The sequence below is a fragment of the Rhodoferax sp. AJA081-3 genome, from assembly GCF_017798165.1.
In the GTDB taxonomy this organism is placed as follows: domain Bacteria; phylum Pseudomonadota; class Gammaproteobacteria; order Burkholderiales; family Burkholderiaceae_C; genus Allorhodoferax.
Genome location: NZ_CP059068.1, coordinates 1,263,738 through 1,285,821, shown reverse-complemented (window position 1 = coordinate 1,285,821; position 22,084 = coordinate 1,263,738). Strand labels below are relative to the sequence as shown.

Genomic DNA, 22,084 nt, shown 5'->3' with positions numbered 1-22,084 from the left:
AATTCGTTGTTTTGACACATTGCAAGGGTACCCATGAGTGCATTCCAGGAAGAAACCGTATTGAGCGTCCACCACTGGACAGACCGCCTGTTCAGCTTTACCACGACCCGTGACCAGTCTCTGCGCTTCTCCAATGGGCACTTCACGATGATTGGTCTGCGCCAGGAAAACGGCAAGCCGCTGTTGCGTGCCTACAGCATCGTCAGCGCCAACTACGAAGAACACCTGGAGTTTTTCAGCATCAAGGTGCAGGACGGTCCACTGACGTCGCGCCTGCAGCACATCAAGGTCGGTGACAAGATTGTGGTTGGCCGTAAGCCCACGGGCACGCTGCTGATTGACTACCTGTTGCCCGGCAAAAACCTTTACCTGATCGGCACCGGCACCGGCCTGGCTCCGTTCCTGTGCCTGATCCGCGACCCGGCCACGTACGAGAAGTACGAAAAAGTGATCCTGTTCCACGGCGTGCGCCAAGTGGAGGAGCTGGCTTATGCCGACTTCATCAATATCGACCTGCCCAATAACGAGTTCCTCGGTGAATTCGCCAAGGCGCAGTTGCTGTACTACCCCAGTGTGACGCGCGAGCCTTTCAAGAACCGTGGCCGCGCCACCGATCTGATCGCCAGCGGCAAGCTGGAGGCAGATTTGGGCCTGCCCAAGCTCGATCCATCACGTGACCGCATCATGATCTGCGGCAGCCCGGCGCTAAACAAGGACATGCGCGAGTTATTGGATGCCCGTGGTTTTGTGGAGGGCAGTACCACCACGCCGGGCGATTACGTCGTCGAGCGCGCGTTCGTCGAGCAGTAAATCACGCGCCCAGTTCGCTGAAACCGCGCGATACTCGCTACTTCCCTGGCCTAGCCACGCTTTTTCTGCGGCCCTACGGGGCCGTTAACTTTTTTTGCCCGCCCTCCGCATGACGACTACACATTACGACCTCTACGCCATTGGCAACGCTTTGGTGGATTCTGAATACGAAGTGAGCGATGCGCAGTTGGAGACCATGGGGGTTGAGAAGCGGCACATGACGCTGATCGATGCCGACCGCAAGGCCTATTTGCAGTCCCAGGTGCAGGGCCTGCACGCGCGCCGCACGGGTGGCGGCTCGGCCGGCAATACAGTCGTAGCGCTGGCCCAGCTGGGTGGCAAGGCGTTTTATTCCTGCCGCGTGGCAGATGACGAATTGGGCGCCTTTTACCGCGACGACCTGGTCGCCAATGGTGTCGCCAGCAACCTGACGAATAGCCAGTCGCCCGCCGGCCAGACCGGTAGCTGCATGGTCATGGTCACGCCCGATGCCGAGCGCAGCATGAGCACCTTTCTGGGCGCCACCGCAGACATTGACCATACCTCTTTGCAGCCAGAGGACATCAAACGTTCCAAGGTGTATTACATGGAAGGTTATTTGGCCGCGTCCCCCACGGGGCTGGATGCTGCGCTTAAAGGCCGTGCGGTTGCCAAAGAAGCGGGTGTGGCCCTGGCCGCAACGCTGAGCGACATGAGCATGATCAACTTCTGCCGTGCAGGCCTGGAGGCCATGCTGGGTGACGGTCTGGACTACCTGTTCTGCAACGAAGAAGAAGCCCAGGTCTGGTGCAATTCCAAAGTCCTGGACGCCAATTGCGCCCAACTGGCCAAACGGGCCCGCACGGTGTGCCTGACACGTGGTGCCAAGGGTTGTCTGGTGCTGGAAGGTGGGCAAAGCACCGCCGTGCCGGCAGCCAATGTGGTCGCCAAGGATACGAATGGGGCAGGGGACATGTTTGCCGGAGCCTTTTTATACGCGGTGACGCATGGCCACAGCCATGCCCAAGCGGCTTGGCTGGCCAATCAGGCCGCGGGCCGCGTGGTGACCCAGTACGGTAATCGCTTAAGCCTGGATACGATGGCCGAGATCAAGGCCAGTTTCGCGCGCCATACCGCCTAAACGAAAAGCCCCGCGGCTTGTCACTGCGGGTACTGGGCTGCCCTCAGGGCCCCAGCATCTGCTGCTGGGTCAGCTGGTTGCGCAGGCGGAACTGTTCGCGGTCGATGTGGCGCAACTCGTTGCGGATATTTTTCTTCTCTTCATCACTCTTGGATTCTTCCAGGCGCCGCTGCAGGCGTTCGGATTCGCGTGCGTTGCGCTGCATCTGTGACTGCGTGTTGTGCACCTGCAAGCCGGCGTCCAGGTAGCGCGCGAAACCCGGGTACCCCGCCTGGCCCTGGCAGACCGATGCCTTGCCGGAGTTGCCAGCAATGCCTTCACGCCAGCCGTTGGCGGGTGTGCAGAAGTTCACAATGCCCTGGTCCCAACCATAACGGTAAAGCTGCGCATTGGGCACAACGCCGACCTTGCCACAGTCTTCGGTGTAGTCGGCTATGCGGCGGTCACTTTCTCCCCGCGTGCCATCTGCATGGCCGACCCGGCCCCAATCGGCAACTTTGCATTCGGTGGGCGACATCGATTCGCAGCCCACTAGCAGGGAGGACACCAGCAGTAACAAGGCGGTCAGCTTTTTCATGGCGGGTTCTTGGGGGCGAGGATGGGGCTCAAATAATACCGCGGCTCTTGCGCTGTTCCACCCGGTAAGGCGGCAGGCCGTTGAGCATGCGTTTGCCGTAAGCAGTCTGGGTCAAACGTTTGTCGTAACAAATGACGGCGGCATGGTCATCTTCGGTGCGGATGGCGCGGCCGGTCCACTGCAGCAGCTTGATACCGGTGGCGGGTATCACCAGTTCGTTGAACGGGTCACGCCCCACGCTGCGCAGCCATTCGGCACGGGCCTCGTCTACCGGCTCAGACGGCGGGGCAAACGGCAGCTTGGTGATGAACACGGTGTCGCATAACTTGCCGGGCAGGTCCAGCCCTTCACCAAACGATTGCATGCCAAAGATGACGGAAGGAAACCCGGCCTCCACGCGCGCCATATGGCTGGCCAGCAGGCGAGCGCGGGATTGCGTGCCCTGCACCAGCACCACTTCCATCAGCGATGCGGGCAGGGCGTCGGTGGCTACGCGCATTTGCGCACGGGACGTGAACAGCACCAGGGCGCCGGTCTCGACCTGGGTCAGGTCCTTCATCAGCTCAGCCACCATCTCGCGGGTGTAGGCGTCGGCCTGTTTGGGGTCGGCCGTGGTGTGGACCACGGTCAGCAGGCCTTGGCGGTTGTAGTCAAAGGGGCTGGCCACTTCCAGCGCCTGTACGTTGGGGTTATTGATGAGCCCTGCCTCGTGCAGAAAATAATCAAAACTGCCGCAGCTGGTCAGCGACGCCGATGTCAACACCGCACCGCGCACCTGGCTCCACAGGAACTGGCGCAACAGGTCACCGGGCACGATGGGGCAGGCGTGGGCGGTCATGGTCAGGTAGCCGTGTTCACTCTCGGCCTGCAGCCATTTGGCCAAGGGTTGGGGGCCGTGCTCCAGCAGCAGGCTGGCCGTGGACACCACACCATTCAGGCGTGGCGCCAGTGCACCCATCTTGGCGTAGAGCTGCGCACACAGCGTCGCCTGGCTGGGGTCTTCCTTGGCAACGGCCTTTACCTCCAGGCCCAGAGCTTCCAGGGCCTTGGACAGGCCTAACGACTGTGCGTGGATTTGGGACACGGGTTCGGTCAGCGCTTCTGGCAATACGCCGTGCGCAAAGCGCAGTGTGCCGTCCTTGCCCCCGTCATCGGCGTTCTGGCCAGTCTGTCCCCACACCAGATCCATGGCCATGCGGGCCAGTTGGGTCAACGCGCCCTTGAGTTGGCTGGTGACGGTGGCCACGTCTTCACCGGCGTGCAGGTGCAGCGCACTGCTGACCTCGGCCACGATTTTGGGCAGCTTGTCCAGCCAGCGCAGGTTGCTCATGTCCATGCTGCTGGAAAACTGGTCCAGCGCCACGGCGGGCAGGTGGTGGCCTTCGTCGAAGATCACCAAGCAGTTGTCCAGGTCGGGCAGCGTCTTCATGCCTAGTGATGCCAGAACCAGGTCGTGGTTGGCGACGATCACATTGGCCTCGGCCAGGCGCGTGCGGGCCTCGTAGTAGCTGCAGTCACGAAAGCGCGGGCAGTGCCGCACGGTGCAGGTGTGGCGCTCGGCGGCCACGGTGGACCAGTCGCGCGGGTCGGGTGCGTCGGCCAGTGTGTCGCGGTCACCGTCCCAACTGTTGGTGGCCAAGAGCGTGGCCATGGATTCGTACAAATGGATGCGCCGCTCTTCAGCCTCTTCCTGCGACAGCACCGACCCAAACTTCTGCGGCGCAGGTGCATCGTTGTCGGCATCAAACAAATCGTCTGCCGTGCCGCCGTTGCCCACCAGGCGCTCCAGCTTGAGCTTGCACACGTACCGGCCGCGGCCTTTGGCCAGTGCAAAAACGAAGGGCTTGTCCATGGTCTGGGCCAGCGCGGGCAAGTCCTTGCTCATCAGCTGCTCTTGCAGTGCCACAGTGGCGGTGGAGATCAGCACGCGGGTCTTGCGCTCCAGCGCCAAGGCAACGGCGGTGGACGCATAGGCGGCCGACTTGCCCACGCCGGTGCCGGCCTGTATGACGGCAATGGCCTTGGTCGGTGTGGGGTGTTCACCCAGGTCGGCCTGTGCCAGGGTGGCGGCCACACAGGCGGCCATCTCGTGCTGGCCCAGGCGGGGCCGGAAACCGGGTGTTGCGCCCACTACTTTTTCAAAAGCCGCCAGGGACAGGTCGGCCAATCGGTCAGAGCTCAAACAATTCCATCCAGAAGAACAAGGGACACGGGTGTGCGCAGGGCGCAAAAAGAGGGCAGCGGCGGGGCCATGCCATAGGGATTAACGCTTAAAGAGTTTAGAGTCTTTTAACAGCAGTTTGGGGCATGTAATGGAGTATTCTGTAGTCCTAACCAATAAGGAGATATGCGGTGGCTAAACCCAAACTGATTCTGGACTACGTTTTTGATCACGAGGCCAAGCTGGCAGACCGGGTTTATTTGACCCAGCCCATCGGCAACGACCAGGTCATTGACTACACCTGGAAACAAACCCTGGATCAGTCCCGCCGCATGGCAGCACATATCAAGGCGCAAGGCCTGGAGCCTGGTGCACGTGTAGCCATTCTGTCCAAGAACTGCGCACATTTCTTCATGGCCGAGTTGGCCATCTGGATGGCGGGCTGCACCACCGTCGCCATCTTCCCCACCGAGACCGCAGAGACTATCAGTTACGTTCTGGAGCACAGCGGCGCCAGCATGTTGTTTGTCGGCAAGCTCGACACCTGGGACGCGCAGAAACCTGGTGTGCCCGCATCTCTGCCTTGCATCTCTTTCCCGTTGGCACCCAAGAACAGCTACGAAGGCTGGGATGCGATCGTGGCGCGCACCAAACCCATGACCGGGCGCGTTACACGCGAAGGCAAGGACATTGCGATCCTGCTGTACACATCCGGCTCCACCGGCACACCCAAAGGCGTGATGCACAGTTTTGAGCGCATCACCAAGGTCAGTGAAAACATCAGCAAGGACATCAAGTCGCGCATCGGTGACATCGAAGACAACCGCATCCTGTCCTACCTGCCGTTGGCCCACGTGTTCGAGCGGGCCTGGGTGGAGTGTGCATCCATGGTGGACGGCAAAACCCATGTGTTCTTTGCCGAATCGCTGGACACCTTTGTCAAGGATCTGAACCGCGCACGGCCCACCACCTTTATCTCGGTGCCGCGCCTGTGGCTCAAGTTCCAGCAGGGCGTATTCGCCAAGATGCCGCCCAAAAAGCTCAACCGTCTGCTCAGCATTCCTATCCTGAGCGGCATCGTCAAACGCAAGGTGCTGAAGAACCTGGGCCTGGACCAGGCCTTGCTGGCCGGCAGCGGATCGGCCCCTATTCCTGCCGAGCTGATCACCTGGTACCAACGCCTGGGCCTGAACCTGGTGGAGGGGTATGCGATGTCGGAAGACTTTGCCTATTCGCACAACTCCACACCCGAGGTCAACGCACCCGGTTGTGTGGGCCTGCCCCTGCCGGGCGTAGAGGTCAAGATCAGTGAAGAGGGCGAGATCCTGATCAAGTCCCCCGGCCAATTGGTGGGCTACTACAAGCGCCCTGATCTGGATGCCGAAGTGTTCACGTCGGATGGTTACTTCCGCACCGGTGACCGTGGCGAGCGCCGTGCCGATGGCCTGCTCAAGATCACCGGCCGGGTCAAGGAGCTGTTCAAGACATCCAAGGGCGAATACGTGGCCCCCGCGCCCATCGAGAACCGTCTGAACGCCCACCCGCTGGTGGAAATGAGCATGGTCTCCGGCCCTGGCCAACCCGCTGCGTATGCGATGGTGGTGCTGGCCGAAAACGAGCGGCCCAAGCAGAAAGACCCTGCCTTCCGCAAACATGTGGAAGCCGAATTGAGCCAACTGCTGAAGGATGTGAACGCCGATCTGGTCGGCCACGAAAAGCTGCAATTCATCGTGATTGCCCAGCAGCCCTGGACCATCGAAAACGGCTTCCTGACCCCCACCATGAAAATCCGCCGTGCCCGCATCGAGGGCGAGGTGGCCCCCAAGGTGGACAACTGGTACGGTGGCAAAGACAAGGTGCAGTGGAGCTGAAGCTAGCTTAAAAAGAATAAGGCCCCGAGGGGCCTTTTCTTATGGGTGGGTTGTGTCAGCGGGGCAGCCGCGGCGCTGAGCCACCCGGTGTGCTGGTTCGGCCGCTGTGGCCACCGCCGTCGGAGCGTAGCTTGAACACCGCTACCACCTGCACCAGGTCCTGCGCCTGACCCTTGAGGCTGCTGGCGGCAGCGGCCATTTCTTCGACCAGGGCCGCATTTTGTTGTGTGGCCTGGTCCATTTGGGTCACCGCTTCTCCGACCTGGGACACACCCATAGACTGCTCATTGCTGGCGGCGCTGATCTCACCCATGATGTCAGTCACACGCTTGATGGAGCTGACCACTTCGGTCATGGTTTCGCCGGCCTGGTCCACCAGGGCCGTGCCCTTTTCCACACGCTCCACGCTGGCGTTGATCAACTGCTTGATCTCCTTGGCGGCTTCGGCCGAGCGCCCCGCGAGGGACCGCACTTCGGATGCCACCACCGCAAAACCACGGCCCTGCTCACCGGCCCGTGCGGCCTCTACCGCGGCATTCAAGGCCAGGATATTGGTCTGGAAGGCAATGCCGTCGATGACGCTGATGATGTCGGCGATCTTGCGCGAGGCGTCGTTGATGCCCTTCATGGTCTCCACCACCTGACCCACAACTTCGCCCCCTTTGACCGCCACGGTGGAGGCGCTTTGGGCCAGCTGGTTGGCCTGGCGGGCGCTGTCGGCGTTTTGTTTGACGGTGGAGCCCAGCTCTTCCATGGAGGCGGCGGTCTCTTCCAGCGCGCTGGCCTGTTGTTCGGTGCGCGCAGAGAGGTCGTTATTGCCCTGGGCGATTTCGGCACTGGCCGTGGCCACACTTTCCGAGCCACTGCGCACCTGGCCCACGATGCCGGCAAAACTCCCGCGCATGCCTTCGATGGCGTGCAAAAGGCTGGAGTCGTCGTTGGGCTTGAGTGTTATGTTCACCGTCAGGTCGCCCTGGGCGATGCGGTGGGTCAGGTCGGCTGCGGCGGCAGGTTCACCCCCCAGCTGGCGCAGAATGCTGCGGGTGATCAGCACACTCAGGCCCAAGAGCATGGCGGCCAGCACCACGGTGCCCATACCGGCATTCAGCAGGCGTTTGCCAATGGCCGTATCGACGGTGTCCACATACACACCCGACCCGATGATCCAGCCCCAGGGCTCGAATCCTTTGACATACGAGGCTTTCTGCACTGGCTTGTCGCTGCCCGGCTTGGGCCACATGTAGGCCACATAACCCGCGCCCTGGGCCTTGACGACCTTGACGAACTCCACAAACAGACGCTGGCCCGTGGGGTCCTTGTTGTCACTCAGGTCTTTGCCATCCAGTTCGGGGCGTATGGGGTGCATGACCATCTTGGGGCTCATGTCGTTGACCCAGAAATACTCATTGCCGCTGTAGCGCAAGGCCTTCAGGGCTGCCAGCGCACGCTGCTTGGCCTCGTCCTCGGGCATCTTGCCGGCAGCGACCTGGGCGTGGAAGTGCGCCACCATGCCGTGGGCGGTCTCCACCGTCTGGCGCACACCCAGTTGGCGCTCTTCCATGACAAGCGTTCGCTCGCTCCAGAGGAAGAGGGCGCTGAGCACCACAATGCCAAAGATGGAGCTGGCAATCAGCAGGCCCAGGCGCTGGGCGATGGTGACGGACTGCAGACGGAACATGGGCGCTCTCCTCGTTATTTTTGGTTGAAACAGCCGGGTGTCCAAGCCCATTGTGCGGCGCTTGTTGGCAAATGTCACTGCTTCTTTTTTCAGAGCAGAGACGACACGCTTTAGGCCAATAACAGTGCCAAGGGCCGCAGTTGGCGCTGGCTGGAGAACTGGCGTCTGGCGCCGGTGATGGGGTCGGTAAACGCAATGGTCTGGGCCAGCAGTTGCAGGGGCTGACCATAGTCCGCGCTGCCCTCGGGCGTCAGGGTCGGGTAGATGCCGTCCCACACGATGGGCAGGCCCAACGCCGCCATGTGTACGCGCAACTGGTGGCGTTGGCCGGTGACGGGTTTGAGCGCGTAGCGGGCCAGTCCGCCCAGCACCTCGATGGGGGTGATGTGGGTCAGCGCATTGGGCGCACCGTCCACTTCGGTTTGTTGCATGAAATGGGTCGCGGGCACTATGCGGCTTTCACGGCGCAGTGGCCAGGGCAGAGCCGGGTTCCACGGCGCAACACATTCATAGGTTTTGTCCACTTGACGGGTGCGAAACAGCTCCTGGTAAGCGCCTCGGCTGGCCACCTGTTTGGAGAACAGCACCAGGCCTGCGGTGTCGCGGTCGATGCGGTGGATGGGGGAAAGTGCATCGATCCCCAGCGCGTTTTTCAGGCGGGTCAGCACGGTTTCCTGCAGGTACTTGCCCGAAGGCACAACCGGCAAAAAATGCGGCTTGTCCACGACCAACAGGTGTTCGTCCTGCCAGAGTATGGTGGCCTCAAACGGAATGCGGGGCTCGGCGGCCAGCGCGCGAAAGTAGTACAGGCGCCGACCGGCTTCGTACCGCGTATCGGGCTTGATGGTCTGGCCGTGGTCATCGACCACGTCGCCTTCCTGCAGGCGTTGCAGCCAGAGTGCGGCGGGTACACCGGGAAAGCGCGCAACCAGACCTTCGTGCATCGTCAACCACGGCCCGGCGGGAAGCACCACGCAACTGGCGCCCACGCCGTTTCGGCTGGGGGGCGCGTTAGGCCGGTGCAGGGCCATGGGTTGCGTGGGGGCCAACGGTCAGGACGGCAACGGGTTTTGCTTCGTGTCCCCCGCCCGCGGTGCGGGCTCCTCCTTTACCTACGCAAAACCCGCTGCCGTCCTGACCGTTGTCGGCGCACATCTTCTAAATTCGCTCAAACACCAGGTCCCACACACCGTGGCCCAGCTTGATGCCGCGGTTCTCAAACTTGGTCAGTGGGCGGTAGTGCGGCTTGGGTGCGTAGCCATTCAACTCGGGGTTGGAGGCCAGCGCGCGGTTTTTCAACAGTGGTTCGGCGGTCAACACTTCCAGAATCTGCTGGGCATAGGGCTCCCAGTCGGTGGCGCAGTGCAGATAGCCACCCGGCTTGAGCCGGCGCGCCAGTTTGGCCACCAGCGGAGACTGGATCAGGCGGCGCTTGTTGTGTTTGGTCTTGTGCCAGGGGTCGGGGAAGAAGATGTGCACACCGTCCAGGCTCTTTTCGGGCAGCATGTGGTCGATGACCTCCACCGCGTCATGGGCACAGATGCGGATGTTGTTGATGTTCTGCTCGCCAATGCGTTTCAAGAGCGCGCCCACGCCAGGCTCGTGCACCTCGCAGCACAGGAAACGGGTGTCGGGCAGCACACCCGCAATGTGGGCCGTGGCCTCACCCATGCCAAATCCGATTTCCAGGACTATGGGGGAGTGGCTTAAGCCATTCTGGGCTGTAGCCCCCGTGAAATCAGCATATATCGCTTCGAAATTGATAGCACTTTGCTGGTAGGGCAGCAGGAATTTGGGCCCCAGGTCTTCAAACGCCTTGGCCTGACCGGTGGTGGTGCGGCCGGCGCGTTTCACAAAACTCTTGATGGTGCGCATGAAGGGCTTGGCGGGCGTTTGGCCTTCGGTGGCGGATGCTTCGAGGGGTTCGCTGGGGGGGAGTTGGGTGCTCATTTGTCGTCTTTCTGAGGCCAACGCAGGGTCGGCAAACTGGCCTGCATTGTAAGTAGGCAGCTCAGGTGCCCACCGGCAGGCTGCCCGAGGCCTTCACTTCCTTCAGCGAAAAGCTGGTCGCAATTTCCTTCACGCCCGGAAGGCAGCGGATCTTGTTGCGCACCAGGGTGGAAAAACTCTCCAGGTCCGCCTCCACCGCTTCGATCAGGTAATCGTAGTTGCCCGACAGGTTGTGGCATGCCACAACCTGGGGCAGGGCCATGACCTCGCGCTCGAAGGCCGCAGTGGTCTCAGCCGTGTGGTCCTGCATTTGCAAGTGGATAAAACCGGTCACGCCGTAGCCTAGGTGTTTGCGGCTCAGCGCGGCGTGGTAACCCTCGATCACGCCGGACTCTTCCAACTGCCGTACGCGGCGCCAGCACGGCGACTGCGACAGGGAAACGTGTTCGGCCAACTCGGCCATGGTCTGGCGTGCATCACGCTGCAAGGCCAGCAAAATGGCCTTGTCAGTGGGGTCAAAAGGCTTCATAGGTGAATTTTGCCTTCAGTCTAGTGAATTTGGAAATTTTCACCCCAAAGAAAGCTGAATGCTTGGAATTTTGCGAAATTTATCCACCCGGGTTGCATAAAAATTCTCCTATACAAAACCCATAGGAGACACCGCCATGAAAGCCAACGACCTGCCCTTCGACGCTATCCCCCCAGCCGCCAAGCCCAAGGCCGGTGGTTTCAGCACCCGTGCCATCCATTGGGGCTACAACCCGGCCGACCACAATGGCGCCCTGGTGCCGCCGCTGTACACCTCGTCCACCTTTGCGTTCCCCGACGTCGCCTACGGTGCACGCTGTTTTGCCGGCACCGAGCCAGGTTACTTCTACACCCGCATTTCCAACCCCACGCTGGCCCTGCTGGAAGCGCGTCTGGCCAGCCTGGAGCAGGGCGCAGGTGCCGTGGTTTTTGGCTCGGGCATGGGCGCGATTACGGCCACCATGTGGTCCATGCTGGAGCAGGGCGACGAAGTGCTGGCCGACATCACGCTGTATGGCTGCACCTTTGCCTTTTTGAACCACGGCCTGACCCGTTTTGGCGTCACCGTGCGCCACGTGGACATGACCGACCCCGAGCAGGTGGCCCAGGCCATGGGTCCCAAGACCAAGGTGGTCTACTGCGAAACCCCGGCCAACCCCAATATGCGCCTGGTGGACATTGCCGCCGTGGCAGCCATCGCCCACCAGGGCGGTGCCAAACTGATCGTCGACAACACCTACTGCACACCCTACCTGCAACAGCCCCTGTTGCTGGGCGCCGACGTGTCCGTGCATTCCATGACCAAGTACCTGGGCGGCCACGGTGACCTGACCGCGGGTGCGGCCGTGTTTGCCGACGCCGAACTGGCCAAGCAGGTGCGCCTGGTGGGCCTGAAGGACATGACCGGTGCCGTGATGTCCGCACAGGATGCACAGTTGGTGATGCGTGGCCTGAAAACCTTGTCCCTGCGCATGGACCGCCACTGCCAAAGCGCACAAACCGTGGCCGAGCTGCTGGAAGCCCATCCCGCCACGGCCGTGGTGCATTTCCCCGGTCTGCCCAGCTTCTCCCAGCATGAACTGGCCAAGCACCAGATGCGCCAGTTCGGCGGCATGATCGCGTTTGAACTGAAGGGTGGTATGGAAGCTGGCATGCGTTTCATGGACGCGCTGCAACTGGTGACCCGCGCCGTGAGCCTGGGCGATGCCGAATCGCTGGCCCAACACCCAGCCAGCATGACCCACAGTACGTACACGCCCGAAGAGCGCGCGGCCTGTGGTATCAGCGAAGGCCTGGTTCGTTTGTCCATTGGGCTGGAAGATATCGAAGACATCGTGGCGGATATTACGCAGGCATTGCGCTGCGTTGCGGTGGCCCAGCCAGCCTAAACCGTAGTCCCGCGCCAGCGCGCGGAAGGGTAACCGCCATGCGCCCAAGTCCGTGTAACCGCGGACCTTGGGGCGCATGCTGCTGTTGCTCCCTGTCTTTTTGGCATTTTGTGCTGCACGGCCTGGCTTTTTACATGCAGATTGGCAGCACATTCGGTGCCTGCGTTTGTATAGTCAGAGCCCATGAATACCACCTCGCACATCCCCACGCCCCCTGTCGACGCCGATCCCACTGAAACCGCGGAGTGGACACAAGCCTTCCAGTCCGTGGTTGCCACCCACGGCGCCGAGCGCGCGCGGTTTGTGCTGGACCAACTGGTGCGCCTGGCGCACACGGCGCAGGTCGGCTGGTCACCCGAGCTGGCCACGCCGTATGTGAACACCATCCCCGTAGACCAGCAGGGGACCTTCCCCGGTGACCTGGCGATTGAGGAAAAACTGGCGTCGCTGATGCGCTGGAACGCGCTGGCCATGGTGGCCCGCGCGAATGGCGCTTACGGAGAGCTGGGTGGACACATCGCCAGCTACGCCAGTGCCGCGGATTTGTTCGAGGTGGGCTTTAACCACTTCTTCAAAGGTTCACGTAGTGGTGACCTGGTGTTCTTCCAACCCCACAGTGCACCAGGCGTGTATGCGCGGGCCTTTCTGGAAGGGCGGTTGACCGAGAACGACCTGGCCCACTACCGGCAAGAGATCACCGCGCCCGACCAGGGTGCCCGCGGCCTGTCCAGCTACCCGCACCCCTGGCTGATGCCCGACTTCTGGCAGTTCCCCACGGGCTCCATGGGCATTGGCCCCATCAGCTCCATCTACCACGCACGTTTCATGCGTTACCTGTCGCACCGCCAGTTGCTGGACTGCGCCGGTCGCAAGGTGTGGGGCGTGTTTGGCGATGGCGAGATGGACGAGCCGGAGAGCATGAGCGCGTTGACGCTCGCAAGCCGCGAAAAGCTGGACAACCTGGTCTGGGTCGTCAACTGCAACCTGCAGCGCCTGGACGGCCCGGTGCGGGGCAATGGCCGCATCATCGACGAGCTGGAGAAGTTGTTTCGCGGCGCAGGCTGGAACGTCATCAAACTCGTCTGGGGCAGCGACTGGGATGGCCTGTTTGCCCGCGACACCACCGGCGCCCTGGTGCAGGCCTTTGCCAACACCGTGGACGGCCAGATGCAGACCTTTGCCGCGAAAGACGGCCGCTTCAACCGCGACAGTTTCTTCGGCCAGAACGAAGCGCTGAAGCAACTGGCCCAGGGCATGACGGACGAGCAAATCGACCGCCTCAAGCGCGGCGGCCACGACATCGTCAAGATCCACGCCGCCTATGCCGCGGCCGCGCAACACAGTGGTCAGCCCACCGTGATCCTGGCCCACACCAAGAAGGGTTATGGCATGGGCCAGGCCGGCCAGGGCAAGATGACCACCCACAGCCAAAAGAAGCTGGACGAAGCCGCGCTGATCGAATTCCGCAACCGCTTCAACCTGCCACTGACCGACGCGCAGGCCGCGAATCTCGAATTCTTCAAACCCGCAGACGACAGTGCCGAGATGCGCTACCTGCACACCAAGCGCACCCAACTGGGCGGCTACCTGCCACGCCGCGAGACGGCGGCTGACGTTGTGCCCGTGCCTGCGCTCACCAGCTACGCAGCCTTTGCCACGGCGGCTGCTGGCAAGGAAATGTCCACGACGATGGCCTTTGTGCGCATGCTGGGCAATCTGCTGAAAGACAAGGAACTGGGGCCACGCATCGTGCCCATCGTCGCCGATGAGGCGCGCACCTTCGGCATGGCCAACCTGTTCAAGCAGGTCGGCATCTACTCCAGCGTAGGCCAGCGTTACGAGCCGGAAGACATTGGCTCGGTGCTGAGCTACCGCGAAGCCATGGACGGGCAGATTCTGGAAGAAGGCATCAGCGAGGCCGGTGCTATCGCCAGCTGGACGGCTGCCGCCACCAGCTACAGCGTGCACGGCCTGGCCATGCTGCCGTTCTACATCTACTACTCCATGTTCGGCTTCCAGCGTGTGGGCGACGCCATCTGGGCCGCAGCGGACCAGCGTTCGCGTGGCTTCCTGCTGGGCGCAACATCGGGCCGCACGACACTGGGCGGCGAGGGCTTGCAGCACCAGGACGGCAGCAGTCACCTGGTGGCGGCCACGATACCCAATTGCAAGGCTTACGACCCGGCCTTTGCCGGTGAGATGGCCGTCATTGTTGACCACGGCATGCGTGAGATGCTGGTCGAGCAGAAAGACGTTTTCTACTACGTCACGCTGATGAACGAGAACTACGCCCAGCCCGACCTGCCTGTAGGTTCGGAGGCCGATGTGGTTAAGGGTTGCTATAAATTCAGTAGCTATTCAGCTAGTACCGACGGGGGCTATGGCCACAAATCGCTTAAGGTAGTTACGCTGCTGGGCTCTGGTGCCATCCTGACCGAGGTGGTCAAGGCCGCGCAATTGCTGGCCGCACAAGGCGTAGAGGTGACTGTGTACAGCGTCACCAGCTGGAGCGAACTGGCCCGTGATGGCCGCGACAGCCTGCAACGCCAAATGGCCGGCGACGCGACCGCCCCCGTGCCGTTTATCGAGCAGCAGTTGCAAGGCAGCGCCGGCCCCATCGTCGCCGCCACCGATTACGTCTGCGCCGTGCCGGAAAGCGTGCGCGCCTTCCTGCCTGCAGACCGCAGCTACCTCACGCTGGGCACCGACGGATTTGGCCGCAGTGACACGCGGGCCGCGTTGCGGGGCTACTTTGGGGTGGATGCGGCGAGTATTTTGCGGGCGGCGTTGGGGCAGGTGGCCTGATAGCAGGTGGACGCATCCACGGCACTTGGGCCACCGCTGGCGCAGAAGTTAGACCTTTGCGATCTTCTTACTGATGTCAGCAAGCCTTTGCTGCATGGCCGCGTCCACTTCATGGGGCTTGATTTTCGAAATGATGCTTGTCAGGACTCTGATTTCGTTAGAGTCAATCACGCCATCTTTTTCCGCAATTGCAACAATTTTTCCAAGCTCGTTTGCATCCAGCTTGCCATCGTTGGTAAAGCATTGAATCGAGTGATAACTCATCTCCAGATAATCTCGTGCTTCTGACATACAGATCCCTAACTTTAAGTTTTTTACTGAGCGTCAATCCTAACCCAGCGGTGAGGGGCTAGGCGTCAAAAGCAGAAAGAGGCTGCGGGTGGAGCAACAGGACGTTCTCTACTACGTTCAGCCCGATTTCCCCTCAAGTGCAGGAGTAAAAGTGCTTCAGAGGGGCGAACTTTCCAGGGGCTGTTCGCTGCGAACATTCTCAAACCGCTTGCGGTAAGTGCTGGGTACCAAACCTACCCTCTGTTTGAACAGCCGCCGAAACGAATTCCCATCTTCATAACCCACCTTTTGGGTAATCTGGTCGAACGCCAGTTGGCTACTTTCCAGTAGATGTTTGGCCTTTTCAATCCGCAGGTTCTGCAGGTAGAGGATAGGGGTTTGATCGGTTGCCGCTTTAAATCGGCGGATGAAGTTGCGAATGCTCAGACCAAATTCGTCCGCTACCTGCTCCATCGTGATGCTGGTGCCAATGCGATTTTCCAGCCAGATTTGAATGCGCAAGATTTCAGCGTCGGTGTGATTTTTCTTGAATGTAGTGCAGGCATAGGGCGTCTGGCTGCGCGCAGAAATATCCACCAGTAACTTCTTTGCGCATTCGGCAGCCAATTGAGGCGACGCAAATTTTCGAATCAAATGCAGCAATAGATCCGTGCCACTGGTGGATCCACCGGAACACATGATTTGGCCGTCCTCTGTCACTGTGCGCTCGGTTTGCAAATTTACTAGCGGGAAGCGTTGGGCAAACTGCTCACTAAAGGCCCAGTGTGTCGTGGCGCAGCGACCATCCAACAATCCTGCCTGGGCGGTCACGAAGGCTCCCGTACACATGCTGGCGATATAGCTGCCCCGTTGATGCTGCTGTTGCAACCATTGAACCATTGTGTTCAGCGATGGCAGTACGCCCAAGATATTGAACATGAACCCCGGAACAATGATGAGCTGCGGGTTGTGTACATCGGCAAAGGCCTTATCGGGTGTCAATAGAAGTCCGCCAGTGCACGTGACGGCCCGGCCGTCTACCGAGGCAGTTTTAACCTTGAACAAGTTGGCCCGGTCCACATGGGTTCGGACATTTTTGCCGCCTGCGTGGCGATGCAGCACGTTGGCAGTTTCAAAAAATTCCAGGGTGGCGGCGACGCTGGTCGCAGAACATTGATCGGCCATCAATACCGTGATGTGCATGGTTTGGATATGGGTCTGGGTGTTTAGCGGGGATGCGTGGCAAAAATGGCATGAAATTAGTCATTTTTGCCGATGGCGGCGGTTCAAGTCAATGCCTACAGTACGGGCTCGCCGCGTCAGTCTTGGCGTTGAGCGTTCAACTTGACAAGGATTTCCCGCATGAAAAACACCGCCTATCGACTGTTCAAAAAGCCCTTTTTTGGTCGCTTTGTCAAACCCTGGCGTTGGCCAGAGCAGGCTGATCGGCAGCATTGGCAGCGATTGCAGATTGCAAGCGAATCCGGGGCTACTCTTTCTGCCTTGTTAGGGCCTGCACACACTGCGAAGGTCAAAGGTGCGGTGTTGATGTCGCACCCGATGGGGGTCGTGGCCAAAGGCTTCTGGATGAAATACGGGCATAGCGAAATGCTGCGTCGGGCTGGCTACCACGTGATGGTGTTTGACTTGAATGGCTTTGGTGAAAGCACCTCGACCACCATGGACTATCCATTGGACGTACTGGCCGCCGGGCAGGCTTTGCAAGCGCGATACCCGGACTTGTCGGTAGCGGTTCTGGGCGCCTCGATGGGGGCGGCCATGAGTGTGTGCGCCATGGCGCAGCCCCATCATCCTTTTAAGGCGGCCGTTCTGGAGTCTGCGTTTCCGACCCTGTTGCACTTTTGGCGTCGTTATCCCGTTCCGAAGTTGGGTATTCAGCTTTCCAAATTGTTCTATCCCGCCGGTGAGCGCAGCTTGCGCCCCACCTACGCCGCCGAACATCTGGTGGGCAGCCCAAATCTCTTGTTGATTTATGGCGAGTCCGATGAATTTACCCCGGTCGAAGACGGCAAGTTGTTGTGGCGCACCCTGGAACAAAAGACCCACACTGAATTCTGGCAAGTTCCAAACGCTGAACATACACATGCCTTTGCAGCGCATCCGGTCCCGTACGCCGAAAAGGTGATTGGGTTCCTGGATGCGCATCTTGGCGCAGAAAGTGGAGCGCGCTGCAACTAAGAGTAGGTCAAAAGATCGCAGCTACCTCATGCCAGGAACGCATGGTTTTGGCCGTAGCGACACGCGGGCGGCTGTGTGAGGTTTTTTGGCGTGGATGCGGAGAGTACGGTGGGGCCGCCCTGGGTCAATTGGCCTGTTATCGTTCAAGGTAGCTATGAACGACATCTCCACACCCCTAGCCGCCGGAGCACGCCTCCATGCCTTAGACAACCTGCGCGCCATCCTGATGTGGTTGGGCATCGTGCTGCATGTGACCGCTATCTACGGGTTCGAGCCTTCGCCAATCATCTGGCGTGATGAGCAGCGCACGGTCGTGGCAGACCTGCTGATGACTTCCATCCATGCGTTCAGGATGCCAGCGTTTTTTATTCTGGCGGGGTTCTTTGCCATGCTGCTTGCCCGGTCCCGTGGGCCGGGCGGCCTGTTGCGCCACCGGCTAGCGCGTCTCGCGCTGCCGTTCGCTTTGTTTTGGCCTTTCTTGTGGGTAGCGTCGGGTTTCGCTGCGCTGGCCTTCATGAACCGGATCGTGTTGGGCCAATGGGGGCTGGACCAAACCGTGATCGCGAACCTGCCGATTCCCCAAGGGCCTAGCACGGTGCACCTGTGGTTTTTATGGATGCTGCTGTGGTTTTGTGTGGCCACTTCGGTGCTGCTGCGCCTGCCGCGTGCCTGGTTCGCACCGGCGGCATCCTTGTTGGCTTGGCTGGCACGCCAGCCCTGGGGGTTCGCGGTTCTCGCGCTGCCCTTGCTGGCCGCAGGCGCGGGCTACCCACGTGGGATCCTCATGGCCTCTGGCGCATTCTTGCCACCCTGGAACGAGTGGTTGCACAACGGGATGTTCTTCGTCTTCGGGCTCATGCTGCATGGCAGGCAGACCGAGCTGTTTGCGCAGTTCCAGCGCCGCTGGGCGCACTGTGCCGCGGCGGGCCTGCTGTTTTACCTGGGCACCGGTGTAGTGATGCTCCGACACGGACCGGAACTGTTGGGCGCTTACAGCTACCACTGCGCAGGCTGGCTGTGGAGCTTTGCCTCCATCGGTCTGGCCCTCAAGTTCCTGCAGTCGCGCCATGTGGTGCTGGGCTATCTGTCCGACAGTGCCTACTGGGTCTACTTGCTGCACTTTCCGTTGACCATTCTTTTTGGGGCCTTGCTGTACCAACTGCCAATGCCCGCCCTGGTCAAAATTGCCATCAACATCGCTGCCACCACCTTGGTCTGCGTGGGCAGCTACCAGTTGTTTGTGCGCCATACCTGGATCAGCACGTTGCTGAATGGCAAGCGTCACCCGCGGTCGGCCCGCGTGGCGCACAACGGGGTCGGCGTGGCCTAGCCATACACCCCGTCTCTCTTGGCGAAATGGCCCGCATCCGCGACCACAGCATGGACGATAACTACGATCACGCGCCTTAGTCTGCCAGGAACACGCATCACACAAAACGCACATTGACTTCATCAAGCCTGCCAACACCGTAGCTACGCTGCACGGCAATGCAACAGAATGAAGGAAAGATTGATGCGTGTTCAGAATCTTCGCAACCGGGTTTTGCTGATCAACCCACCGCATACCGCCATCGGTAGCCGGGTTCCGCGAGAACAATTACCACCGCTAGGCCTGCTGGCCATAGGCGGCCCGCTGTTAGACGCTGGCTTTGCCGTGCAATTGTTAGACGCCGAATTTGGCCCCATGCCGCTGGAAGAAATTGTTGTGCAATGCCAGCGTATGGCGCCGGACTTTGTTTTGATCGGGCACTCCGGCTCCACTTCCGTGCATGTCATCGTGGTGCAGCTGTGCCACATGCTCAAAGCCGCACTGCCGGACCTGCTTATTGTGTACGGTGGTGTGTTCCCCACTTACCACTTTGAAGATGTGTTGAACGAGTGCGCCGCGTTTGACATTGTGGTCCGCGGTGAAGGCGAGCACACAGCCTGCGAGCTGATGAAAGTGCTGCAAGCCGGTGGTGATTTATCGGAAGTCGATGGCATCGCCTACCGGCAGCACGGCAGCGTGTTTGCCACCCCCGCCGCGGCAATGATTCGCAATCTGGATGATTACCGCGTCGGTTGGGAATTGATTGACCATGCACGTTATTCCTACTGGGGCGGCAAGCGTGCGGTGGTGGTGCAGTTTTCACGCGGCTGCCCTTATCTGTGCAGCTACTGCGGCCAGCGCGGCTTCTGGACGCAATGGCGTCACCGTGACCCGGTCAAATTTGCCAAGGAAATGGCACATTTGGCGCGCGAACACGGTGTGGAGCTGATCAATTTTGCCGATGAATTGCCAACCGGTTCGCGCAAGGCCTGGAAGGCATTTCTGGAAGCCTTGATTGCCGAAGACGTGAACCTGATCCTGGTTGGCTCAACACGGGCTGGCGATATTGTGCGCGACGCGGACATTTTGCATCTGTACAAAAAGGCGGGCGTGATTCGCTTTTTGCTCGGCATTGAAAGTTATGACGAGGCGACACTCAAAACCATCAAGAAAGGTGCCAGCACCAGCGAAGACCAACAGGCCATTGCCTTGCTACGCCAGCATGGCATCATTTCCATGGCAACTTACGTTGTCGGGTTTGAAGAAGAGACCGACATCGATTACTGGCGTTCGATGCGCCATCTGTTGCGTTATGACCCTGATCAAATCCAGATGCTGTATGTCACGCCGCACCGGTGGACACCTTACTTTCCCACCGTATCCACACGCCGCGTGATCCAGACCGATACCCGCAAGTGGGATTACAAACACCAGGTGCTGGAGACTAAAAAGGTGCCCCCCTGGCGCGTGCTGTTATGGGTCAAGTCGATTGAAATGATTTTGCAAATGCGGCCCAAAGCGTTGGTCCGTACTCTGTTCAGCCGCGACCGTGATGTGGCTTGGGCGATGCGCTGGTACACGCGGATGGGTAGGCGTGTCTGGTTTCGGGAAGTGTTTCAGTTCTTCTTCAAGGACAAACGCACGGCCAGTGGGCCAACACTGGAGGCATTCTGGGGCAAGTCTTTGCACCACCAGGAATATGTGCTGAGCAAACCGAAACGAAGCCAGATTGAAATTCGCCGTGTGGGCTGAGCGGTACTCGCGGGTGGAGGGTGTGCGCTGAACAGCCTGTCGCACAGCCCGGCTCAGTACTACGACGATCGATCTGTCCCCGGTTTGCCGCTGGCACTGCGCTTGCCTTCGGCCAGTTGCTGGTTCTCGAACCAGCGCTCGAACGCCTCATTGCGTAGGGGGTGGCCTGTTTGCTCGGCCACGATGTTGGCGAAGCATTCATAGGTTGCGGCTTCGGCAAGTTGTTGCCCATCGCCCTGGACGCTGGGCTCCACAGTGAACTTGCAGCGGTTGGGTTCCCGCTGCCGGGCCAGGGCTACAAGCCTGTCCATGGCGAATTTACGCGCTTCCGCACGCGCAGGTGATGTGTCCACTGTGTTGGCTTTCAGGTTGACATCGGCCTGCTTCGCGACGTCTTTGTTGCACAAGACATCGCTGTAGGTTACCTTGCCATCCGGCAGTATGCATTTGCGTACCTGAGCGTGGGCGGTACCCACCAGTGTTGCCAACAGCAGCAGGGTTGTGATGGTCTTCTTCATGGTTTTGGTCAGCCTTCAATATCGTGGAAGTCTTGGCATTGCGCTGGGGTTTCACCAAGGGTCGCAAGGCCCACACATTCTCAGCCACGAAGTCTGTTGCGCCAGGCCTTCGGTGGGTCTATTGGGTAACGGTTGGTAACAGCCAAGCCACATGCCATACTTGGCGCCCATGCCTTTGAACACCCCATCCGTTTCACCATGAAACCAGTCCTGCTTGCCCTCTCATTTCTCACACCAGAACACCGCACCCAACTCTCCGAGACCTTCGATCTGGTCTATGCGCCGGATGCAGCGGGGCACCCGGAGGCAATAGCTGCGCACGGGGCACGCGTTCGGGTGGTGCTCACCATAGGGTCCGTTGGCCTCTCGGCTGTGCAGATGGATGGGTTGCCCGCACTGACGCTGGTGTGTGCACTGGGCGCGGGTTATGAAAACATAGCCGTCGCCCATGCCAAGGCCCGCGGCATCGTGGTGGCCAATGGTGCGGGCACTAATGACGACTGTGTGGCCGACCATGCCATGGGCCTGCTGATCGCTGCGGTGCGTGGCATCCCCAAGCTCGACACCCTCACCCGGGCAGGCGTGTGGCGCACGGCCCTGCCTTTGTCGCCCAATGTCTCGCACAAACGTCTGGGCATTGTGGGCCTGGGCGCCATTGGCAAGAAGATTGCGCGGCGCGCGCTGGGCTTTGACCTGCAGGTGGGCTACCACAGCCGCAGCGTGCGCACTGACGTGCCCTACCGCTACTTTGACGATGTGGTGTCGTTGGCCGCATGGGCAGACTTTTTGCTGGTGGCCACACCGGGCGGCCAGGGCACGCAGCACCTCGTCAACGCCCAAGTGCTGGATGCCCTGGGGCCGCGTGGTTACGTGGTCAATATCGCGCGGGGCAGCGTCATCGACACCGCTGCATTGGCCCAGGCGCTGCGCGAGGGACGCCTGGCAGGCGCAGGTCTGGATGTGTATGAGAGTGAGCCCGCGCCGCCGGCCGACCTGCTGGATCTCGACTCTGTGGTGCTCACGCCCCATGTGGCCGGCTGGTCACCAGAGGCCGTTCAGGCCTCGGTAGACCGCTTCGTGGAGAATGCCCGCCGCCACCTTGCCGGTGAGGCGCCGGTCTCGCCAGTTTGAACAGCACACTGTCTCCA

General features: G+C 60.5%; 18 protein-coding genes. 9 read left to right on the top strand and 9 right to left on the bottom strand.

Annotated features, from left to right (window positions below; all coding sequences use genetic code 11):
- Positions 1-33: 33 nt before the first annotated feature.
- Both HZ993_RS05980 and HZ993_RS05975 read left to right on the top strand, forming a co-directional pair.
- The gene (locus tag HZ993_RS05980) at positions 34-810 is read left to right on the top strand and encodes a ferredoxin--NADP reductase (protein ID WP_209396340.1); all 777 of its coding nucleotides are present in this window, start codon (positions 34-36) and stop codon (positions 808-810) included.
- 109 nt (positions 811-919) lie between these two features.
- Positions 920-1,930, top strand: coding sequence for an adenosine kinase (locus HZ993_RS05975; RefSeq protein WP_209396339.1), 1,011 nt, complete (start codon positions 920-922; stop codon positions 1,928-1,930).
- Positions 1,931-1,973: 43 nt separating this feature from the next.
- On the opposite strand, the gene HZ993_RS05970 is transcribed toward HZ993_RS05975, so the two are convergent.
- Entirely contained in the window at positions 1,974-2,507 is a 534-nt protein-coding gene (locus HZ993_RS05970; RefSeq protein WP_209396338.1) for a DUF2799 domain-containing protein, read from the bottom strand.
- Positions 2,508-2,535: 28 nt separating this feature from the next.
- A complete protein-coding gene (gene dinG, locus HZ993_RS05965) occupies positions 2,536-4,689 on the bottom strand; it encodes an ATP-dependent DNA helicase DinG (protein WP_209396337.1) in 2,154 nt (717 codons plus the stop codon).
- Between the two features lie 170 nt (positions 4,690-4,859).
- On the opposite strand from dinG, the gene HZ993_RS05960 reads away from it, so the two are divergent.
- The gene (locus HZ993_RS05960) at positions 4,860-6,539 is read left to right on the top strand and encodes an AMP-binding protein (RefSeq protein ID WP_209396336.1); all 1,680 of its coding nucleotides are present in this window, start codon (positions 4,860-4,862) and stop codon (positions 6,537-6,539) included.
- 55 nt (positions 6,540-6,594) lie between these two features.
- On the opposite strand, the gene HZ993_RS05955 is transcribed toward HZ993_RS05960, so the two are convergent.
- The 4 genes from HZ993_RS05955 to HZ993_RS05940 form a co-directional block, all read right to left on the bottom strand.
- On the bottom strand, positions 6,595-8,217 hold the full coding sequence (locus HZ993_RS05955) for a methyl-accepting chemotaxis protein (RefSeq protein ID WP_209396335.1): 1,623 nt from the start codon (positions 8,215-8,217) through the stop codon (positions 6,595-6,597).
- A 110-nt stretch (positions 8,218-8,327) separates the two neighbouring features.
- On the bottom strand, positions 8,328-9,248 hold the full coding sequence (locus HZ993_RS05950; protein WP_209396334.1) for a pseudouridine synthase: 921 nt from the start codon (positions 9,246-9,248) through the stop codon (positions 8,328-8,330).
- Positions 9,249-9,375: 127 nt separating this feature from the next.
- Entirely contained in the window at positions 9,376-10,167 is a 792-nt protein-coding gene (gene trmB, locus HZ993_RS05945) for a tRNA (guanosine(46)-N7)-methyltransferase TrmB (protein ID WP_209396333.1), read from the bottom strand.
- Between the two features lie 61 nt (positions 10,168-10,228).
- Positions 10,229-10,696, bottom strand: a complete 468-nt coding sequence (locus HZ993_RS05940; RefSeq protein WP_209396332.1) for an Lrp/AsnC family transcriptional regulator — start codon at positions 10,694-10,696, stop codon at positions 10,229-10,231.
- A gap of 136 nt (positions 10,697-10,832) precedes the next feature.
- On the opposite strand from HZ993_RS05940, the gene HZ993_RS05935 reads away from it, so the two are divergent.
- Both HZ993_RS05935 and mdeB read left to right on the top strand, forming a co-directional pair.
- Positions 10,833-12,083 carry a methionine gamma-lyase gene (locus HZ993_RS05935; protein WP_209396331.1) on the top strand — a complete coding sequence of 417 codons (1,251 nt, stop codon included), beginning with the start codon at positions 10,833-10,835 and terminating at the stop codon, positions 12,081-12,083.
- 183 nt (positions 12,084-12,266) lie between these two features.
- Positions 12,267-14,888: an alpha-ketoglutarate dehydrogenase gene (mdeB, locus tag HZ993_RS05930; protein ID WP_209396330.1), complete on the top strand. Its 2,622-nt coding sequence runs from the start codon at positions 12,267-12,269 to the stop codon at positions 14,886-14,888.
- A 48-nt stretch (positions 14,889-14,936) separates the two neighbouring features.
- On the opposite strand, the gene HZ993_RS05925 is transcribed toward mdeB, so the two are convergent.
- Both HZ993_RS05925 and HZ993_RS05920 read right to left on the bottom strand, forming a co-directional pair.
- Positions 14,937-15,179 (bottom strand): hypothetical protein, encoded by a 243-nt coding sequence (locus HZ993_RS05925; RefSeq protein WP_209396329.1) that lies wholly within the window; start codon positions 15,177-15,179, stop codon positions 14,937-14,939.
- A gap of 156 nt (positions 15,180-15,335) precedes the next feature.
- Positions 15,336-16,361, bottom strand: a complete 1,026-nt coding sequence (locus HZ993_RS05920) for a GlxA family transcriptional regulator (protein ID WP_209396328.1) — start codon at positions 16,359-16,361, stop codon at positions 15,336-15,338.
- A 159-nt stretch (positions 16,362-16,520) separates the two neighbouring features.
- Here HZ993_RS05920 and HZ993_RS05915 point away from each other — a divergent pair, with 159 nt between their 5' ends.
- From HZ993_RS05915 to bchE, 3 genes are all read left to right on the top strand, one after another.
- Positions 16,521-17,357, top strand: a complete 837-nt coding sequence (locus HZ993_RS05915) for a S9 family peptidase (RefSeq protein ID WP_209396327.1) — start codon at positions 16,521-16,523, stop codon at positions 17,355-17,357.
- A gap of 154 nt (positions 17,358-17,511) precedes the next feature.
- Entirely contained in the window at positions 17,512-18,687 is a 1,176-nt protein-coding gene (locus tag HZ993_RS05910; RefSeq protein WP_209396326.1) for an acyltransferase family protein, read from the top strand.
- A 183-nt stretch (positions 18,688-18,870) separates the two neighbouring features.
- Positions 18,871-20,418 carry a magnesium-protoporphyrin IX monomethyl ester anaerobic oxidative cyclase gene (bchE, locus tag HZ993_RS05905; RefSeq protein ID WP_209396325.1) on the top strand — a complete coding sequence of 516 codons (1,548 nt, stop codon included), beginning with the start codon at positions 18,871-18,873 and terminating at the stop codon, positions 20,416-20,418.
- Between the two features lie 59 nt (positions 20,419-20,477).
- Here the strand turns inward: bchE and HZ993_RS05900 are convergent, their stop codons facing one another.
- Positions 20,478-20,936, bottom strand: a complete 459-nt coding sequence (locus HZ993_RS05900) for a hypothetical protein (protein ID WP_209396324.1) — start codon at positions 20,934-20,936, stop codon at positions 20,478-20,480.
- Between the two features lie 198 nt (positions 20,937-21,134).
- Here HZ993_RS05900 and HZ993_RS05895 point away from each other — a divergent pair, with 198 nt between their 5' ends.
- Positions 21,135-22,067, top strand: coding sequence for a 2-hydroxyacid dehydrogenase (locus HZ993_RS05895; protein WP_209396323.1), 933 nt, complete (start codon positions 21,135-21,137; stop codon positions 22,065-22,067).
- The last annotated feature ends 17 nt before the right edge of the window (positions 22,068-22,084 follow it).

What these genes read in the sequence shown, in the direction of transcription:
- HZ993_RS05955 (WP_209396335.1), bottom strand. Translation starts at nt 8,217, where the DNA reads ATGTTCCGTCTGCAGTCCGTCACCATCGCCCAGCGCCTGGGCCTGCTG.
- HZ993_RS05950 (WP_209396334.1), bottom strand. Translation starts at nt 9,248, where the DNA reads ATGGCCCTGCACCGGCCTAACGCGCCCCCCAGCCGAAACGGCGTGGGC.
- HZ993_RS05940 (WP_209396332.1), bottom strand. Translation starts at nt 10,696, where the DNA reads ATGAAGCCTTTTGACCCCACTGACAAGGCCATTTTGCTGGCCTTGCAG.
- HZ993_RS05925 (WP_209396329.1), bottom strand. Translation starts at nt 15,179, where the DNA reads ATGTCAGAAGCACGAGATTATCTGGAGATGAGTTATCACTCGATTCAA.
- HZ993_RS05970 (WP_209396338.1), bottom strand. Translation starts at nt 2,507, where the DNA reads ATGAAAAAGCTGACCGCCTTGTTACTGCTGGTGTCCTCCCTGCTAGTG.
- HZ993_RS05935 (WP_209396331.1), top strand. Translation starts at nt 10,833, where the DNA reads ATGAAAGCCAACGACCTGCCCTTCGACGCTATCCCCCCAGCCGCCAAG.
- HZ993_RS05900 (WP_209396324.1), bottom strand. Translation starts at nt 20,936, where the DNA reads ATGAAGAAGACCATCACAACCCTGCTGCTGTTGGCAACACTGGTGGGT.
- HZ993_RS05910 (WP_209396326.1), top strand. Translation starts at nt 17,512, where the DNA reads ATGAACGACATCTCCACACCCCTAGCCGCCGGAGCACGCCTCCATGCC.
- mdeB (WP_209396330.1), top strand. Translation starts at nt 12,267, where the DNA reads ATGAATACCACCTCGCACATCCCCACGCCCCCTGTCGACGCCGATCCC.
- trmB (WP_209396333.1), bottom strand. Translation starts at nt 10,167, where the DNA reads ATGAGCACCCAACTCCCCCCCAGCGAACCCCTCGAAGCATCCGCCACC.
- HZ993_RS05920 (WP_209396328.1), bottom strand. Translation starts at nt 16,361, where the DNA reads ATGCACATCACGGTATTGATGGCCGATCAATGTTCTGCGACCAGCGTC.
- HZ993_RS05915 (WP_209396327.1), top strand. Translation starts at nt 16,521, where the DNA reads ATGAAAAACACCGCCTATCGACTGTTCAAAAAGCCCTTTTTTGGTCGC.
- HZ993_RS05980 (WP_209396340.1), top strand. Translation starts at nt 34, where the DNA reads ATGAGTGCATTCCAGGAAGAAACCGTATTGAGCGTCCACCACTGGACA.
- HZ993_RS05975 (WP_209396339.1), top strand. Translation starts at nt 920, where the DNA reads ATGACGACTACACATTACGACCTCTACGCCATTGGCAACGCTTTGGTG.
- bchE (WP_209396325.1), top strand. Translation starts at nt 18,871, where the DNA reads ATGCGTGTTCAGAATCTTCGCAACCGGGTTTTGCTGATCAACCCACCG.
- HZ993_RS05895 (WP_209396323.1), top strand. Translation starts at nt 21,135, where the DNA reads ATGAAACCAGTCCTGCTTGCCCTCTCATTTCTCACACCAGAACACCGC.